Source organism: Rhodococcus sp. LW-XY12 (assembly GCF_019317345.1).
GTDB classification, from domain to species: Bacteria; Actinomycetota; Actinomycetes; order Mycobacteriales; family Mycobacteriaceae; genus Rhodococcus; species Rhodococcus pyridinivorans.
The window spans coordinates 98,237-116,114 of the sequence record NZ_CP079228.1 but is presented as its reverse complement, the minus strand read 5'-3'; the positions used below and the strand labels follow the sequence as shown (position 1 = coordinate 116,114).

General features: G+C 63.0%; 13 protein-coding genes and 4 pseudogenes. 4 read left to right on the top strand and 13 right to left on the bottom strand.

What is annotated here, in order from left to right; translation table 11 throughout:
• Window positions 1–528 precede the first annotated feature (528 nt).
• From KXC42_RS26605 to KXC42_RS26590, 4 genes are all read right to left on the bottom strand, one after another.
• On the bottom strand, window positions 529–1,188 hold the full coding sequence (locus KXC42_RS26605) for a hypothetical protein (RefSeq protein ID WP_064062913.1): 660 nt from the start codon (window positions 1,186–1,188) through the stop codon (window positions 529–531).
• Window positions 1,189–1,725: 537 nt separating this feature from the next.
• A complete protein-coding gene (locus KXC42_RS26600) occupies window positions 1,726–2,307 on the bottom strand; it encodes a recombinase family protein (protein ID WP_064062914.1) in 582 nt (193 codons plus the stop codon).
• A 226-nt stretch (window positions 2,308–2,533) separates the two neighbouring features.
• Window positions 2,534–3,016 carry a DinB family protein gene (locus tag KXC42_RS26595; RefSeq protein WP_064062915.1) on the bottom strand — a complete coding sequence of 161 codons (483 nt, stop codon included), beginning with the start codon at window positions 3,014–3,016 and terminating at the stop codon, window positions 2,534–2,536.
• A 404-nt stretch (window positions 3,017–3,420) separates the two neighbouring features.
• A complete protein-coding gene (locus KXC42_RS26590) occupies window positions 3,421–4,005 on the bottom strand; it encodes an ABATE domain-containing protein (RefSeq protein WP_245207775.1) in 585 nt (194 codons plus the stop codon).
• 134 nt (window positions 4,006–4,139) lie between these two features.
• Here KXC42_RS26590 and KXC42_RS27555 point away from each other — a divergent pair.
• A pseudogene (locus KXC42_RS27555) lies at window positions 4,140–4,883 on the top strand (MFS transporter); the annotation flags it as partial.
• Window positions 4,884–5,006: 123 nt separating this feature from the next.
• On the opposite strand, the pseudogene KXC42_RS27550 reads toward KXC42_RS27555, so the two are convergent.
• The 3 genes and pseudogenes from KXC42_RS27550 to KXC42_RS26575 all read right to left on the bottom strand — a co-directional run.
• Window positions 5,007–5,135: pseudogene (locus KXC42_RS27550) on the bottom strand (hypothetical protein); the annotation flags it as partial.
• Between the two features lie 658 nt (window positions 5,136–5,793).
• Entirely contained in the window at window positions 5,794–6,423 is a 630-nt protein-coding gene (locus KXC42_RS26580; RefSeq protein ID WP_219130677.1) for an AAA family ATPase, read from the bottom strand.
• Window positions 6,424–6,794: 371 nt separating this feature from the next.
• On the bottom strand, window positions 6,795–7,202 hold the full coding sequence (locus KXC42_RS26575) for a hypothetical protein (protein WP_245207776.1): 408 nt from the start codon (window positions 7,200–7,202) through the stop codon (window positions 6,795–6,797).
• Window positions 7,203–7,924: 722 nt separating this feature from the next.
• Here KXC42_RS26575 and KXC42_RS26570 point away from each other — a divergent pair.
• Together KXC42_RS26570 and KXC42_RS26565 are read left to right on the top strand one after the other, a co-directional pair.
• Window positions 7,925–9,103, top strand: a complete 1,179-nt coding sequence (locus tag KXC42_RS26570) for a tyrosine-type recombinase/integrase (protein ID WP_373922205.1) — start codon at window positions 7,925–7,927, stop codon at window positions 9,101–9,103.
• 5 nt (window positions 9,104–9,108) lie between these two features.
• A complete protein-coding gene (locus KXC42_RS26565; protein WP_219130676.1) occupies window positions 9,109–10,119 on the top strand; it encodes a hypothetical protein in 1,011 nt (336 codons plus the stop codon).
• A gap of 70 nt (window positions 10,120–10,189) precedes the next feature.
• Here the strand turns inward: KXC42_RS26565 and KXC42_RS26560 are convergent, their stop codons facing one another.
• The 3 genes and pseudogenes from KXC42_RS26560 to KXC42_RS26550 form a co-directional block, all read right to left on the bottom strand.
• On the bottom strand, window positions 10,190–13,117 hold the full coding sequence (locus KXC42_RS26560; protein ID WP_257606260.1) for a DEAD/DEAH box helicase: 2,928 nt from the start codon (window positions 13,115–13,117) through the stop codon (window positions 10,190–10,192).
• A 531-nt stretch (window positions 13,118–13,648) separates the two neighbouring features.
• Entirely contained in the window at window positions 13,649–13,888 is a 240-nt protein-coding gene (locus KXC42_RS26555; protein ID WP_219130674.1) for a DUF2188 domain-containing protein, read from the bottom strand.
• Between the two features lie 642 nt (window positions 13,889–14,530).
• A pseudogene (locus KXC42_RS26550) lies at window positions 14,531–15,337 on the bottom strand (type ISP restriction/modification enzyme); the annotation flags it as partial.
• A 104-nt stretch (window positions 15,338–15,441) separates the two neighbouring features.
• Here KXC42_RS26550 and KXC42_RS26545 point away from each other — a divergent pair.
• A complete protein-coding gene (locus KXC42_RS26545; protein WP_219130673.1) occupies window positions 15,442–16,119 on the top strand; it encodes an Abi family protein in 678 nt (225 codons plus the stop codon).
• Between the two features lie 40 nt (window positions 16,120–16,159).
• On the opposite strand, the gene KXC42_RS26540 is transcribed toward KXC42_RS26545, so the two are convergent.
• The 3 genes and pseudogenes from KXC42_RS26540 to KXC42_RS26530 all read right to left on the bottom strand — a co-directional run.
• Complete coding sequence (locus KXC42_RS26540; protein ID WP_219130672.1) at window positions 16,160–16,564, bottom strand: hypothetical protein; 405 nt, start codon at window positions 16,562–16,564, stop codon at window positions 16,160–16,162.
• On the bottom strand, window positions 16,515–16,880 hold the full coding sequence (locus KXC42_RS26535; RefSeq protein WP_219130671.1) for a hypothetical protein: 366 nt from the start codon (window positions 16,878–16,880) through the stop codon (window positions 16,515–16,517). The genes KXC42_RS26540 and KXC42_RS26535 overlap by 50 nt, the downstream gene beginning before the upstream one ends.
• 250 nt (window positions 16,881–17,130) lie before the next feature.
• Window positions 17,131–17,590, bottom strand: a pseudogene (locus KXC42_RS26530) (transposase); the annotation flags it as partial.
• Window positions 17,591–17,878: the final 288 nt, after the last annotated feature.

Here is a 17,878-nt window from a genome sequence, read left to right as displayed (position 1 = left end):
CGGTCACACGCTTTTAGGCTCTGACCTGCGGTTTTGCGGGTGTATCGGGGTGGTTCGGTGACGGTGGTGGAGCGGGTACCTCGGTCGGTCGGTGCGGCCCTGGTGAACCGGGCGCGGTGACTGCCGGGCAAGGGCGGGTTTTCCCTTGCTCGGTGGTCGGCGGGTCCGGTAGGGCCGTGGTGTGGCGACCGGGCGCGGTGCACGCGGAGCAGCGGGAACCTTGGGAGGGAGGGACAGGGGTCCGGGGGCGGAGCCCCCGGGGATCGGTAGAGCCCACGCGCACGGCAGACGAGCCGGGGCACCCTCCTAGCCAGGGTGAGGGGGCACCGTCCGCCGGCCGCAGGAGCATACGTTTACCGGCCCCGAGACCAACGAGGCAAAGATCCGACTGCCACACCAACCCTCGACCACACTGCTCGTCGACACCCGAGACGACCCGAAGGGGGTCCGGGGGCGGATCACCCCTGGTCAACACCGTAAACGCGATTGACCCGAGAAGGTGCTCTGCCGTCGGGGGGAGGATCTACTTCAATCTTGCCGCTGACCAGGGGCGGTGCCGAAGATGACCCACGCGAGGTGGTGGCCCATCTCCGAGTCTTTCGCCCGCACCGTTTGACGCTCGTAGATCAAGTCGAAGAACTCGCTGAGAGCCTCGTTTCCCACGTACCACCACGGTACGAAATTGGCGGTCAGTACATCGTCGTCCGGTAGGAGCTCGACCATTTTCCAGAACGAAGTGTCGTTGCTCCCGTAGTCGAAGTCCTCGTCGTCCCAGCTCTCGTCATCGTCCCAGTCCTCGTCGTCGAAGTCCTCAAGTTCATCTGGCGGACTGGTTGAGGACCGGACGACGTGCTCGACGTACCTGACGTTTTCATCGGGCGCCGGTCGGAACCAGAGCTTGCGCCCTGGCCGGAATACCGGTCCTAGGATGTCTAGTGGTCCCCATGGCATCCAGAAGAACTTGTATGGGAACTCATCGGTAGTTTCGAGGATCCCTTGTTCTGCCATTCGCCGTACGGCTCGCGTCAGCGCGACTCGCTCTGAACGCGGTGTGGCCTTCGTGACGAGTCCGCACATTTCTAGGGTGAACCATCGCCACCGATGCTTCACGCCGTTGTGCTGTTCGGCCAGCTTTATGGTCATTGCGTCCAGCAGTTGACGCTGTTTGACGCCGAAGCCTCGGGACATTCGACCAGCTTATCGGGCATCTCCGGGCTTAAGTGTTGTCTTTGTGGACATCCAAGGAGAGTGGTTTGCGACAATAGTTCCGGCCTTGAAAGAGGCACTGCCCCGGAGTCGTTGGCGCGACCCCGAGGCAGTCAATCTGTCCCTTCGAATATGTCTCGTCCCTCTCAAGAACGCTCCATCGAACGAAGGAAACACCTATGAAGGTACCTTCCCTCACCTCTCCTCGTAACTCTGATATTCCCGATGGGCGTCGTTGGGTGCCCTGGGTCGCGGCCGTACCTGCTGTTGTGGCGGGGTGCGTTGCGGCATGGATGTTCGACTGGACGGCCGGCATCACCACTGCGAACGGCGTGCTAGGTATCGTCGGACAGCTGACAAAACCACGGAAATCGGACTGATCCTGGTCTCTCGTGAAATGCCAGGTCATGGCCGGGCGGAGAACCGTTCGGCCATGACCCCGGCCATGTTGATCTATCCGGTCTGCTTCGAAGACACAGCGATAGTCGTTGGTGCCGATCTTCTTAAGAAAGTTTGCCGTTAAGCGGTGATCTCTTCTCGGGCGCGGCGGAGTGTGGCGTACATCGCGGAGCGCGACAGTCCGCTGATCTCGCAGAGCTGGGCTGCGGTGTATTCGCCGGATTCGTAGTCGGCGAGCAAGCGTTTGCGCTGCAGGGCGGACAGCTTCGGTTGCTTGCCTTTGAGTCGGCCAGCCTTTTTTGCTTCGGCCATGCCTTCGCGGGTGCGGGCGCGGATGAGGTCGGATTCGAACTCGGCCATCAGCGACAGCATGCCGAAGAAGAGTTTTCCGGTGGGATCGGTCGGGTCGTGGACGGAGCCGCCGATGCTCAATCGGGTGCCTTTGGCTTCGAGTTCGTCGGCGATCGCCCGGAGGTCGACGGCGGAGCGGCCGAGGCGGTCGAGTTTGGCGACGACGAGGGTGTCGCCTTCGCGGCAGGCGGCGAGGGCTTCGCGTAGACCGGGTCGGTGTCGGTTGCGTCCGGTGGTGTAGCCCTTGTCGGTGTAGAGCCGGTCGTCGGGGACTCCGAGGCGTTTGAGGGCTGTGCGTTGCGCTCGCAGGTCTTGGCCCGCGGTGCTGCATCGGGCATAGCCGATCAGGATTCCGTCCGTGAGGCGACGATAGTGCTGTTTGGGTCAGCTATACGGGACCGAAATGCAGGACGGTTAAACAGGACGGTCGGACGGCCGGCTTCCGCAGGACACGATCGAGTCCCGGGCCGTTGCGGGGTGTGCTGTTTGAGGATCGTCAATAGGACGACTCTTCTGCGGTGGGAACATCGGGGCAGGCTAGCTAGCCCGATTTCCCGTGAAAGAGGGGAGGAGCCGGTCACCGGGCCTCGATCTGTTCGCGCAGGATGTCTCCGTGGCCAGCATGTCGGGCGAACTCGGCAGTCATGTACACATAGATCCAGCGAAGGCTGACGACACCTCCCACGTGCGGATGCTCACGGGTCTCATCCAGGGGGATCCGCGCCGCGATAGATCTGGCTCGGGCGCTGGCACGTTCGAACTCCCCGATCACCTCGGTCACCGTCTCGTCATCGCCCACCTCGAACCCTCCGTGTGCCCACAGTGGGCCGTCGCATTCGTCATCAGAGAGTCGTCCGAGCGTGCGCTGGAACCACATTCGCTCGGCAAACGCGGCGTGTTTGACCAGGGATATCGGGGTTGTCAGCGAGGGCACGAGGCGGATTCTGGCGTCGGCTTCAGACAGGCCGCGCACCGTGTCGAGGAGATCGGCGCGTGCCTGGTCGAGCACGGTCTCGAGCAGTTCTCGTTCGGTGCCGGGAAGACGGATTGAAGTGGTCATCGTAGGTTGGCCCTTTCCTGGCCGGTCCGGCGCACGCCAGACAGACCGATCGGCTGGTGGTGGTTCGGAAACGGTTCGCCGGAAAGGAACCGGCGCCGGATGGTCGCGTGCTTCGCGACTAGGAATCCTGATTCTGCCGCCGATGGGATCGCAGCCACATCAGAAGTGGCGCAGCGGACCTTACGAAGGTACCACGTGAGAGCACCGCTACGCGCAAAACACCATCGGGCGCACGATCGTTCGGGGCGGTTTGCCGACGATGCGCAGTCGACGACTCCCCGCGACGGTGCACACGCCCTGCTGACGCACCGCGGTGCCGGCGAGCTGTGGTCCGGGGTGGGTCGGTGGACCTGATGGTGCCGCTGGCCGGAGTTGTCTCTGGCGCGAGACTGGCGACGAGAAAGTCAGGCCGTCCCTGGCGCCGTCCTACCGGCACGGGCATGCCGTGCGACCCTGGCGCGGTTCCCGCACACCGGTGAGCACCACTCTCGCCGAGGATGGGACTTGACGAAGAAGAGGATGCATCCCGGCGCGGGGCATGCCCGCACCTGGCCGATCAGATCCGGCATCAGCAGTCGGCACGCGTCGGACGCGACTTCGCCGAGCGCGATCAACCACGGATCGTCGACCTGCCACCGCCGCGTCACCACTACAGGGTTCCCGGGTGAGATTTCCAGGCGAGATCCGCTGTAGCGGCTGAATCCGTTGATGACCGCGAGGGAGTCGCCGTTGGGTACTGCGTGCTCGACAACGGACTGTAGGCAGCTGCGTAGCGCCTCGCGCAGCGAGAGGAACTGTTCGTGCGTGCGCGGGGTGCAGGCTCGTTCCACGAGAACCGCGGGTAGTTCATCACTGAACTGACCGGCATGTTCGCCCGCCCAGGCGGTGAGCTGGTCCGTGGTGGTCAGTGCGTCGACACGATGCCCCCGGAGTCCTCCGTCGATGTAGGTGGTGTTCACCAATTCCAGGGCGAGGGGTTCTCCGCTCACGGGCGCAGTCGGGGAGGGATGGGGCTGTCGCGTCATAGAACTAATGGTATCCCCGTTTGATTTGCGTTAGCTCTCGTGCTGCGATACCTAATTAACGGCCAAGCAATACACATCCATTAGCTTAGGGGGGATTCATGGACGGGTCCGTACTGCACAGCAGCTGGGGCACACGCATCACCGCAGTGGCGTTCATATCGCTGACCGGCGCCTTCGGGCTGAATCTGGCAATCGGCCAATTCATCCCGCCCTTGATGGGGCACTTCGGGTGGTCACTCGCAGCCACGAGCGGCACCGTCGCAGCGAGCACCCTCATGTGGGGGCTGGCCCAGCCGGTCATGGGTTGGCTCATCGACCGGTCGGGTCCACGAACGGTGATGACCGCCAGCGCCGCGCTGATGGGCCTGGCTTACCTTCTTCTCGCGGCCGTCACAGAGTTCTGGCAGTTCGTCCTGCTCTTCGGAATCATCGTCGCGATCGGATTCGCCGGCTGCAGCTCGATGCCCGCATCGGTCCTGGTGACGCGATGGCACGTACGCCGGCGCCCCCAGGCACTGGCGATCAGCTCGATGGGCATCAACGCCGGCCAACTACTGCTACTTCCGCTCGCAGGAGTCCTGATCTCCACGTTCGGATGGCAAACCGCCTTCGCGATCCTCGGCTGTGTGATGCTCGCCATCGTCGTTCCGGTCATCTGGTTCGGCGCCCGGAATGGCCCCGGCGATGTGGGACTGGAAACGGAGAAGACTCCCGTTCCGACGCTCGCTGCAACCAGCCTTCATCAAGCACTGAAAGATCCTCAGTTCTGGCTGATCGGCCTCAGCTTCGCGGGATGCGGTTATTCGCTCTACATGTTCACCACCCACATGCCGAAACTCGCGGTGGAGCTGGGGCTCGGGACCTCTGCCGCCGGATGGCTGATGGCGCTCGTCGCAGTGTGCAGTGCGGTCGAACGCGGCACTGATGCGCATTGCCAGGTCCAGACTCGGCCGCTGATCTCCCCGCTCGAGGGCGCCGATCGTCTGTACGTGCGCCCCGCTCAGTTCCGCCAAGTGTCGGCGGGACAGTCCCAGGGTGCGACGTAGATCCCGAATTACATTGCCGATGCGACGTGCCGACCCGTTCCGAGACATACAGCTATTTTAGAAAAACCCAACGAAAAAGTATTGTTTCAAAACGAAGTGATGGGTCAACTCAGCTGGAGCGGGTTGCGTCGGATCCCCCTGAATGACCGACCCCGAGCTCACCACCGGGCAGGACCCGGCATTCCCGCCCACCGGACGATGCAGTAGCCGTCGAGAAAGAAGGTCCTGCTGGGGATGCCGATAATTCACCGGGATACGGACAGTTCAGCGCACGGACCTGCCATGTCGCCACGTTCACAGGACGGGCCTGTCACGACCCTGGACGAAGCTCGACGAGAACACCGACTTCCTGGATCCACGGTCCTTCCGGCGGCCGGACCAGACCCACCCCACCCTATGAGCCCTGCTCGGAAATCGGTATGGCAGGTATTCGACCGTCCGCGAACCCTTGCTGGCCATCGCGGACGGAGCCGACTGACATGAAATCGAGAAACTGGCGAGTTCGATACCCGGGGAAGTGTTCGACGGAGGCACTGTCGGCGAGCCAGCCGACGCGAAATGCAGCAATCGCCGTCTGCGGTCCGCCGTGGCGCCCAAACCGCCGGCCGACACGAACATCCGTTCATATGCGGGTGCGGCTGACGTCGGACTCTCACAGCCGGGCTCGCGCCGTTCGGTGCTGTTCGCTGATCTCAGCTGAGTCTAGCTATGTGTACCGAGTGCCTTGATGGCCTTTGTGGGGACTTGGCCGAAGAACGTGTACAACCGCGGCTGCGACAGCTTCGGGCGTCAGAGTCGATGTGTCAATGCTTGTGAATGCCGTGCGTATCCACTCGGCAGTGTTGAAGTGATCAAAATGACCAAGCCGCCAGCGCAATGCATCCTGCTCTTCTGTGTCCTCGGTGACGCGACGTCGATGCTCGCCGGAGTCTACGTACAGGGCGACGCCAGTCACATCGACTCGTGGATCGAGTGCGGCTCTGATCTGTGTCCAGTAGGACTCGTCGGTGATGGTCTGGGGAACGATGACCAACTGCGGGCCGTCATCCGGTAGTTCGTGCACGACTGCATTGAGCGTTGCGGCAACGAGTGTGCGCCACGCGCTCCACATCTGGAAGTCGCGCACGGCTGCAACTGGTTGGAGCACAGGACGTAGTAGTGCGCCGACCGCTTCAGGGTCGACAATGACTGACCCTGGAATAGCGTGGGCGAGTAGGCGTGCAGCTGTTGTCTTGCCGGCTCCGAAAGCGCCGTTGATCCAGACGATGCGCCTGCACTCGGCCTGCCGATCGGACACCCCGCTTGCCGTACTTGTCATGCCTTGTTCGTCCCCCATCGATCCGGCCCTCGAGCTGCGTGCGGAAGGCAAGTGCCCGACGGCACTGCGAGCGAGCGTTTTCCCAGTAGAACAGTAGTATTGGAGAGACCCTAGGCACGATTGGGCAGAAGGGTTGGCAATTGGACCACTCGCGTGTCACTTCACACCGAGAACCTACAACCAGTGTAGGTTCTCGCCGGACGTGTCAGTAGGACGGTCCTTGGAACTGTGGGTTTCCAAATTCGTGTCAGTCCGGGTTCTCACGAACTTGTCGGAACCCTCAGAAATTCCGGTCTCGTCTTACTGACCGTTTCAGAATGACCTCATGTGTTCGCAGGGTCGTCCGCTCGACAACGTAATCAACTCGATCCTGCCTGCCGACAGAGTTTCTAGTAGCCCATCACTGCGTGGGCGCTGTGATGCTGGACGATACGAGGCGGCGCGTACGGTGCCGGCCAGATCTGCAGCTTGTATCGCTCGACCACCTCGTCGACGACGAGATCCCACGCCAGGTCGCGTCCTGCGGCATAGGCACGGACCCGATAGGTTCCGGTGCCGGCCGAGAGCACCGTGTCCGGGAATCCATCGACGGGTTCCTCCGCGCCGGTGAGGACCGTGGCGATATCCGAGTAGGTCTGCAGCGAGGCTTCCTCGATGTCTTCCCACCCGCTGTCGACGAGATCGGGAGCATCACCGAGGACCTCGACCTGCAGGTCGAGTGGTCCCATGGACATCCCCGTGTACACGTAGACCATCCCGGTGTCGGCAGCGAGCAGACCGAAGCCTGGCTCGGGCAACGGAGGAAGTTCTTCCCAAGCCCGATCGTCCGCGTCTTTCACGCAGAACATTCGGTCGACGCTGGCTCTGCCGGTGTACAACATCGTGTCTCTCCTTCTGCGACCGAAGCAGTCGATCGGCAGAGGACCGACCGTACGTCCCAGTGGTCCGTGCCCCTCGCACATCATAGGAAAGGCCGGCTGATGGCCGAGGTGATGCGGCGTGAAGCAACTGGGATTGCATCGTCCGATCGGCGCTGATCGGCGGTGCTCGAAGTTCGCGTCAGGCCCGGCGTGACCACGGCTGGTGGCCCGACCAGAACATCCCGGAATAGTGCCGATGATGGGTGACTGCGGACTTTCCGTACTGGCAGTCCCAGGATCATCCGATGGGGATCTGCCGCAGCGAGGGTCGTCGCGACAGGAGCGCCTGAGTCCTGCACGTACCTGACCTCAAATCTCGCTGCTCCGGGGCACTTTTCCGGCTCCCGAAACTGACACGAATTTGAGAAATTGACACGCCGCTGACGGCCAACTGACATGAAATCGAGAAACTGACACTGAAACCGAGAACCTACAACCAGGGTAAAACTCGTGGGTTCGGCGTCCCGGCGATATGTCACTCATGGTTTGTGCGGTGTCGGTGCTGCTAATTGCCATTAGCGCACCATCTCCATCGAAACCCCTGCTGAGCGCGTTTTCCGGTGGAAACCTGTCCGAAGCGGCCGGTAAGCTCCCGTTTCGTGCCCGACGACCTGCTGATGCGCCATCCGAGCCCCTCCGACGCCTGTGCGTCGACCGCCTCGGAGCCCACTGCACCGTCCGTGCCAGTTCTGCCGGCCGAGACCCTCACACAGGTGGCCGGGACGGCGGCGCGCTCACGGTCCGAGTCGACCCGACGCAACTACGCCGCCGACTGGCAACGCTTCACCGCCTGGTGCGCGCGCGAAGGCCATGCGGCGTTGCCGGCGCATCCGCTCACCGTCGCCGCCTATCTCCTCGACGCGGCATCGACGGTGACGGAGGCGGGGGAGCGGGCCTACTCCCCGGCGACGTTGGCCCGGTGGGTGGCGGGGATCGGCTACCACCATCGCCGCGCCGGGCATCCCGCTCCCGGCAGCGACGAGCTCGTGGCCGCCACCTTGTCCGGGATCCGGCGGGACTACGCGGCGGCGGGGCAGCGGCCCCGGAATCCGCGGGCGCCGCTGCTCACCGCCGACATCGTCACCATCGTCGAGCGTGCGCGGGAGGACTGCGCCGGCTGGGCGGCGGAGGTGTTGGAACGCCGCGACTCCGCCATCTTCTTGTTGGGGTTCGCCGGGGCGTTCCGCCGCAGCGAACTCGTCGCGCTCACCTGCAGCGACGTCTCCCTACACCGGCTCGACGGCCTGCACATCCGCCTTCGCAAGTCCAAGACGGATCAGGAAGGGCGGGGGAGTATCCGGGCGCTGCCGTTCACCCACAGTCATGCGAGTTGTCCGCCGTGTGCGTGGCTGCGGTGGGCGCAGGTCATCGCCGCCTCCGACGCCGGGGGCCGGCCCGCCGTCATCCGCCTGCTGCGCACCGCCGAGCCGTTCGCGGCGCACGTGTGCCGGGGAACCCGGCCCCGCATGGTGCCGTCCTCGCCCCTGTTGCGGTCGATCCGCAAGAACGGCAACCTCTCCCACACACCCCTGTCCGGGGCCGCGGTGCACAAGGCCATCCGTCGCCGGGCCGAGCAGGCCGGCTACGACCCCGACCTCGTCCAACAGTTGGGCGGTCATTCGTTGCGGGCCGGGTTCGTCACCCAGGCCTTCCGCAACGGCGCCAGCGCGCACGCGATCATGCGCCAGACCGGACACAGCACCCCCGCCATGCTGGAAACCTACGCTCGTGAACATGCCCCGCTCATCGGCAACGCCGTGACGAATCTCGGATTGTGACCGCGATGACCAGCAGCGGACGAGAAGACATCCGCCGCAACGATGTTCACGATGCCGACCTCGGCCTGTTGATCCCCGTCCGCTACCGGCACGACTGGGCGCTGTTCGCCGACTGGTGCGCCGCCGCCGACCGGTCGCCGATCCCGGCCAGTCCTGACACCCTGGCGCTGTTCCTGGGTGAGCATCCGGCCGCGGCCGCGACGCAGCGACGCCGACTGTCGGCGATCAACACCGTCCACACCGATCACGGCTACCCGCCGCCCGGGCGCACGGAGACTGTGCGCCGACACCTCGACACCACCCGCGCTTCGCGCCTCGACCGGCTCGGCCAGCTACTGCTGCAGCGAGCAACCGAGCTGCCCACTTTAGGGTGGCCGAGTGGGCTGTTCGGCCGCCGCGACGCCCTGCTGCTGGTCCTCGCCGCCACCGGCATGAGCTTCACCGACATCACCCGACTGCGCCGCCGCGACCTCCGCCACGACGGCAACACCCTGGTGGCCACGACCCAGTCCGGCGAACGATTCCGGCTCGAACCGGATCTCGAGATTAGATGCGATCCAGCTGCGATCTATCAACGGTGGGCAGAGATTCAGGCATTTCTCGATCAGTACCCCGGCACCCATCTGCTGCGCCATCACCTCACCGACCCGGTCGATGTCGTCGCCGATCCGCTCGATGCAGAGCAGGCCCGGCAACCGTTGCTGTGTCCGATTGACCGTTGGGGACACCTTCCGCACGCGCAACCGATGACCCCGCAATCGGTCTCGACCTTGGTACGAGCACACCTGACCGGCCGTGCCCCGGTACGGAAGGTGTTGCCTGTTCCCCGGCAGAACGATGTCGAGGCCCGGATCGAGTCCGACATCGTCCTCGACCCCGACTACTACGATCGCGGCGTCAACGCCCGCCGCCGCGATCATGAGGCTCTCGCGGATCTCACCGACGTCTTCGACAAGATCGAACACCGAGCCGATGCATTGCTCGATGAGCTCATGGCAGTGCTGGAAGGGATGTAGGGGTTCTCCCCTTACCCGTCGTTCCTTCCGTGTTGACGGCGCTTCTGCAGGTCACAGTCCTACATCAGGTTCAAGCAGAACAGTAGACGGCGAACTTGCCCTTGGTTACCGCGCGGACATACGACTCGGCGCCGGCAATCAAACGTAATTGCTCGTCGGAGCTGACCTTTGCGCTCAAGCCTGGCTGGACGATAATGGTCTCGAGGCGAGGGAACAGGAGAGGTGCCCGTTCGCGGATTCGGTTCAACTCTTTCCGGTCGCCGACTTCGAATGCGCTTTTGCCGGTACGTTTCGCGTAGGCCTGGACTCGACGGTCTAGGTGTTCCAGTAGCGGCGCAGCCGCTCGGTCGCGCCACCGCGCCCCGCGAATTGCTTGGCCGCAGACCTCGTATAAATCTTGAAGGCGTTTGCCAGGGAGGTCGGACGACGAATACTTGCAGTGCACGAGTGTGACACGAAGATCGTCTCCCTCGATGCGGAGTCCCACCAGGTCCGCGGCTTCCCCAGCACCATCGTCATCGATGAGGACATCGAACGTCTGCTGGCCCGTCAGGTACCGCACCATGTATGCCTGAATCGAGTCCGAACGCCTGTCCACACCCTGCGACTCCACTCGGATATCGACGCCGGACCAATCGAGGACCATCAGTTTTCCCCGATCGAAGGGCGGCACGTCCGTTCGGGGGACTAGTAGGCGATCGTCGCCGGTGATGAGCCGGTCACCGCTGAGGAACAGGGTGGGTTTGTGAGCGTTCAACCACGTGGACAACGGCGTCTTGTCGCCTCGAGAATTTTCGACGGTGACTTCGCTGCCAAGAGCCCGGTAGCGGACACCGGCGCTACCTATTGTCGCTGCATAGGGCACTTTCCAGTCGGGCGTGAATACTGAAAAAAGGAAGTCGCCGACCTCGGAGTGGTCGTCGACTTCGAAGTCGACGTCGGTCAGTAGGGATGTTGTGCCGACGTACCGTGCATGCTGTGAGGTGCCGGTGCCCAGGTAGAGGTCCCACGGCCATTCCATCGATAGCAGCGGAAACGGTGGGCGCTCGGTGACCGGAGTCGGAATGATCATGTCGCGGAAGACGGTTCGTATATCTACCGAGGTGTCGATAAGTTTCGTTCCCTGTCGGTCGCACCATTCCCGCCACTGCATCAGACCGGACGCAGTTTGCATCGACCAGAACCGGCCGGAGAGCGCAGCCGAAATGGTGACGCGAACGCCGTTGTCGAAGGCAGAGGCGGAAATGTGAGTATTGGTCTTGTGGTTCCGCTCAGCTTCGGTCAGGGCAGCCTCGACGTCGCTGCCGACGTGCATGGAGAACCGCTTATCGCGGTCTCGGACGTCTAGAAGGCCGACGTTTGTCGGAATCAGGCGATCCAACTTGGAGAACACCCGGAAAGTTTCGATGCCCCTGACCTGGATCGGCTCGGTACCCAGCACTGCCTCAGCAAGTTTGTCGTATTTCTTGCGAGTGTCGGATCCGTGCACGAAGAGCAGTCCTCGGGTCCGATCGAAGTAGAGAACTGTCAGGTCGTATCCGACATCACGGAGTCCGGGAACGGAGCCCCATCTGAGATCGTCGACGGACTCCGTCACGAACCAGGCGACATCGTGGTGCGCGCTGATGCTGATAGCGCCGTCGAGAATCGATGCTCCGTTGACTCGTTGTGCTGCGTCGGGCTCCCAGTCTGATGCGCCGGTACGAAAGACGATTGCACTCATCTTCGGTTCGAGCAGTCCGATAGGAACCGAGGAGGGTGTGCCGGCGAAGGACGCATCGAATTCGCTGATTTCCTCAGCCCTGGCTGTGGCACGGTCGGTTACATCGCTGAGCACTTGGTTCCAGTCGGGATCTTCCCGTAGCAGGTCTCGTAAGGGCGACCGTGCCGTAGAGGGATCCTGACTGACAAAGATGCTCGCCGTACCGATCTCGGTCGGGGATGATGTTCGGGCCAAGCGACCGACAAGTTGAATCATAGGGCTCAGTGATTTTCGGGTGTCGTGAAAGGCGGCCACTTTGAGCGTTGGCATATCGAAGCCTTCGCCGAGCATGTCCACACACACCACGATGCGGCATTGGCCTGTTCGGAGTGCATCGAGTGTCTCCGATTTTTCACCAGCACCGAGACCGTCGTGCAGGAGGCGCGGCTGGTACTCCGATGCCTCGCGGATGTAGATGGCGTGAATCTCTCCAGCACGCTGCCTTGACCCTGCCCGCACGAGCAGCACATGGTCATACCCTTCGGCCAGATCCTGTCGTAAGCGGCCGATAGCTGCGGCAGCAAGTTCTTCATCCGCATCATCAACTGCGAAGATCGCTGTGAACTCGATCGGGCTGAAATACCCCTCCTTCTGCGCCTCCCTGAGAGGAAACCGAAAGATGGTCTTACCGGGAAGCGCTCGTCCGTCCGAACGGAACGGTGTGGCAGTAAACAACAACACTGGGCGCTCTGCGAATGCCCGAATCACTTCGGTCCAGGTGTCGGCCGGTGCGTGGTGAGCTTCGTCGACCACGAGATGGGTGCACGCCGCGAGCAGAACATGGCGAGCCTCCTGATCACACGCTTGCAGGGCATGTGGCGTCGCGACGATCACATTGCAGGCCTGCACGAAAGAAGCGGCATCCTCGGGTTTCTGAAATCCGTGTTCGAGGCGGCCGACACACGGCCGCATGGCCGAACGCGCGACGACACCTGCACGCTGCAAAATGCCCAGGGTCTCAAACTTGTCGGCGATCTGCGCGCGGAGGGCCGCGGACGGCACCACCACCAGCAGCCGTTGGGGTCGCCCTGCCACCATCCACGCCAGCATCGTTTCGGTCTTGCCGGTGCCAGTGGGCATGACGATTACCGCTGGCTCAGTCAGACCTGATGACAGATAGCCGAGGATCGAATGCAGTGCACCGATCTGGGGACGACGCAAACTGCCAGGATCTTCAGGCGGGCGGAAGCCGATCGCCCCCCGATACGAGGTCAGCACATCTTCCGGAGACGACATTTGTCGACTCCCCTGCCATCGCAGAGATGACGAGTCTTCTGACGACAGTACGGCCGTCAACGGCCCGGAGACGGCCAACCGCTTTTCGTAAACTGCCGGCCAGCAGCCGTAGGGGCCGTGCACTTCCGTCCCGTGCTCGTCCCCACGCGTACCGAGTTCGTCGCATGCAGGCACCAACAACTGGCGAACGCGATTACGGCCGAATGGTCGAGGGTCAGCCCATATGTTCACAGTGCTGATCGCCATTAACTCTCATCCTGTTCGGACTAAACAACATCACCGTGTCACCCGGTTACAGAAGGCTACGTTCAACAAGGCCCGGACGTCGATGGAAGTGTTGTGCTGGAGGGAATTCCCGCCAGGAACTCGTTGGCCGAACTGTGACGCTGCCCCCGGCACGCGTAGGTTCCGGGGGCAGCCCACCAGCGTCCTACTTCGAGGGCTTGATGATGACCTTTCGAATAGGACCGGGCACGGAAATTGTCTTCTTCTGCCCCGGCTTGACCGTGATGCGCTTAGTTGCCACCGTGCTCAGCCTCTCGGGGGGAAGGAATCGTTGCCGGGAGCGATGGTGTTCTTCTCCCGGACCTGCCCGCTACGGCCATGGATGTGGACCTCGCCCCCACCCGATCTTCCGACGATCTCGCTCGCACGGCTGATTGCCTGGGCCTGGGTCGCTGTCACCGCGCTAGCCCGCGAGCTGTTCGGTCGGACAACTCTCCACCCTGCGGAACCATTCGGAACTACGTGGGCATCTTTTTTCTGGGTCATGAGTGACCCTTCCTCGTACGGAGAAAGAACCGGACGTCAGGCACGTCGATTGGCGACAAGTCCCTGCGGTCTGTAGCCTCTATCCCACATTCCCCAATGTCAGATGGAGGCTTGTCCGGAGACCCGGATGAGCCTCTTTCTCGTAGGCGCATTTCTGCTCCTACTGGAATGGACGCTACACCTGGGGTCCGACAGCATCGTCGACCACAAGGGCTTGTGGCCGATATGAATGCCACCGCCGTAATTCCCACTCACCCCTTACTGCTGGTCAGCGGACCATGGGAATAATTATGTGATTTACGTCGCCAAGTCGAGTAATGGCCGACGCCCATAAAGGGACCTCGTCGCCCGCTAAGTGGATTAAGGGGTCCATATGGACGAGAAGGGCCAAGAGGAGACTGCGTCGGCCCACAGTTCACCCTGAGAGCCCTTTTGGCGATTTCCCACTGAGTGGGCAAACGATGTCTTCACATCAACCCTGAATGGGGGGTTGACGAGTTCGGTACAACGCGGTATTACCGCGTACTGAGAAGTCACGGCAGAAGGCGCGGAGCGGAACGCGACCATCTATGTCTTACATGCGTCTCCGCTTCGAGATAATCGGCCAATTGCATACAGCAGTGGATCCATCAGCGCACGACTTCACCCAAGAGAATCGATGATCTTCATCGTCTCCACGGCCACCGTGGTCACCCGTTTGATCAGATCCACGATGTAGGTCGGGTCGTCGTGCTCGTCGCACCAGTCGTTCGGGTCGTTGACGATCCCGGATGCCTTGTCGGTCTTGATCTGGTAGCGGTCGAGGATCCACGCCAACGCCGACCGGGAACCGAGCAGGTAGCGGTCAGCGTTCTCAGGGATGCCGGCGATGGTGACCTTCGAGTTGTAGACGATCGTCGTACGGTCCTCGACGTTCTTGCCGGTCTCGGGGTCTTTCTTCGTGCCCCACTTGAGCTTCGACACCCGCCACGTCTCACGATCGTCGGCGGATACGCCCTTCTTGAGCTGTACGTCGAGGTCGTACGGATCGACTGCCTCGTAAGCCACGTGCAGCTCTGCCAGCCTCCGACCGGCGCTTGCGAGCTGCTCGAACCGCTCCCGCGTCTCCGGGATAGGGATGTGCGGGAGCATCTTCTTCAGATCCGCCGCGTAGGTTTTCCGGTAGGCGGAGTCGTGGAGCAGACCGTAGACATGGTAGAAAATGTCGTCCTTGCTGACCCGGTTGCCGACCGCGGTGCGGTAGAGGACGAGGATGCCATCGGTGATGTTGTCCACCCTCCGATAGCCGTACTCGTCGACCTTGGTCTTCTCTGCGGATGCAAAGCTCAGCTCGTTGTCAGCGGCTTCGGCCTTGAGGTACGTCCAACGAGGGAAGAACTGACCGCTGCCGGATCCCCAGAAGGACAGATCGGGAATCGCGTCAAAGAAACAGGAAATCCCCAGGTCAGCGAGGCTGAATACTGGGGCTTCCACACCTGAGCCGAAGCGACATGGATAAACCAGCGGTCATCGACGGCTTACGATGCCCCGAGTGTATCGGCGGACGAGGACGGTTGGCAACCAGCGGTGACGCCTGGATCGAGCAGTGGCTCAGCAGCGAACGATTCGCGCTCTACGTGCGCAAATCCGGCGGTGACCGCACCCGGGCGTTGGCGCTGTACGAGTGGAACGCCAAGCTCAGCGCGACCTTCCTCCATAACCTCAATCACTTTGAAGTCGCCCTGCGCAATGCCTACGACACCCAGCTCGTCGGCGCCACCGTCGCCGGCGACAAGCATTGGACGGACAGGGCCACCGCTCGGCGGTTGTTCCCCGAGCATCTGCGCATCGATCCCGGCACCGGCAAGGTCAAAGACGCCAACCGTGTCCCGATCAACAAGATCGGCCAAGCCCGTCGGGCAGCCGGCGAGCACCCCAGCCCCGGCAAGATCGTCGCCGAGCTGATGTTCGGGTTCTGGACCTACATGACCTCCGACATCCACGAAAAGACCCTGTGGGTGCCGTACCTGCACAAGGCGTTCCCGCCGAACACCAACCGCGCAAAGATCCACCACACCCTGGGTGATCTACGGGAGTTCCGTAATCGGGTCGCCCATCACGAACCGATCCTCGACGCACCCGAGGCCCGGCGTCGTCAGCTGGTCTTCGCCATGCGCCTGATCCGCCCCGAAGCCCTCGACCACTTCACCGCGCACAGCGACGTTTCCGCGGTTCTCGCCCAACGTCCGTGACGTACCGCGACCGGTAGCCGACGATCCGGCCGCGGCGGCCTCACAGTTCGTCCGATCTCTGTGCTCGGCGTGCCTGCAGTGTTTCGACTACGGCGGTGAGCACCCCCTCGTGGACAACATTGGCGATAGCGGTAGCTTCAGCGGTCAGGATGGCCGCATCGGTCTCGTCGACGCGCGAGACGATGCGGTCGTAGATGCGGGAACATTCGCCGGCGATGGAGCCGATGTGTGCGTGGGCGCAGCCCGGCGCGCACAGATGCGGCGTCCACTGGTCGAGAACCCCGAGGATCATCCGGAACTCACTGCCGTCCCATTGATCGGTCGAGGTCCGGAGCCACGCCATCAATTCGGTGCGGTCGGGAATGGACTCGTCGCCTTGGCGGAGCAGTTCGGCCTCAGGCGATCCGGTCAGCGCATCGGCGATCTCGGCTGGGCCTGCGCGCATCGGATCCAGACCCAACAAGGGTGTGAAAGATGATGCGAGCGATCGCTGAGAGGCCAACGGCGTGCTTGTCCTCCCCGAACGGTTCGGGCAGCGCGCCCGGATCTTCCGATGCCCCTTGGACCCGCCCCTCGAACTGGTTGAGTCCGTGGGTGATCGCCTTTTCTTTCGGCATCCCGGTATGGCGTTGATAGGCACTGGAGGCATCGCGGGCCGAAGTCCACGCCATCCTGTACAGATGCCCGAGCGGAAACAGACGGGCGCCGCGCTTCGTGGCCGTGCGCAGCGCTTCTTCGTGGGTCTCGGTCAGGTCAGGCAACCGGTGTTCACGCAGTTTGAAGGCGAAGTACCGGCCGGCCTCCTCCTCGATCAGACGCTGCGCCAGACTTGCGAGCTCGGCCCGCTCGGTCGACCACATCGCGGTCACGTCGAGCCCGGCACGGAGCCGGTCGGCGAAGCTCGCCAGTCGTGTGTCGACAGGGCCGTTGCCGGGCATGAAGAACTTCGCTAGTCCGGGGTAGAGGCTGCCGGACAAGGTGGTGTCGTCGTTCCAGACGAATGCTTGTTCGAGCTCCGGTCCAGGCAGCGCCGCCGAAGTAGACGATGCCATGCCGCAGTAGCAGTTCGACAGTCGATGTCGCTTTCGCATGAGATCGCCGCGGCAGTCTTCACGGGCCCGCACCAGGTCTCGAGCAGCCTCCTGATCCGCGGTCGGGGTCGACACTGCGCAGATCTCGTCGAGGCGCAGCAACCGGGCCAGATGCAGTGCGTCGCGGGCATCGGTCTTGACTCGGTCCCCGGACGGTTTCTGCAGCTTCGACGGGGCGGCGACCTCGCACCGAATCCCTGACCCCGTCAACGCCCGATACAGCCCGAACCCGGTCGGTCCGGCCTCGTAGACCGCCGCTGCCGGTCCCGGCAACCCAGAAATCCAGGATCGGATGTGGTCGTAGGACGGGGTCAACCGGGTCTGGAACACCTGCCTGTGACGCTGTCGATTGCTGCCGCCGCGACCGACCGTGCGTGCACGTCCAGTCCTACGGCTCGTACGCTCCGGGCCACCCACAATTGTCGGATAGGCCGAACAGGCAGGTTCGTCTGCTCGGTAACCCACGAATCTTGTGAGTGGCGCCCCGGCCCGCAAGAGCGGTGCCAACGGCGGGCGTCCCTCGATCACCGCCGGCCCGCCGGCGCACCCCGACGATGTCAACATGCAGCACGCGTAGCGCAGCGAGCATGAACGACGTTGACATCGACCCTGCGCCGGCACATCCTCACCAACCGAGGGACGCCAACCAGCGGGAGTGAACTCGTCAC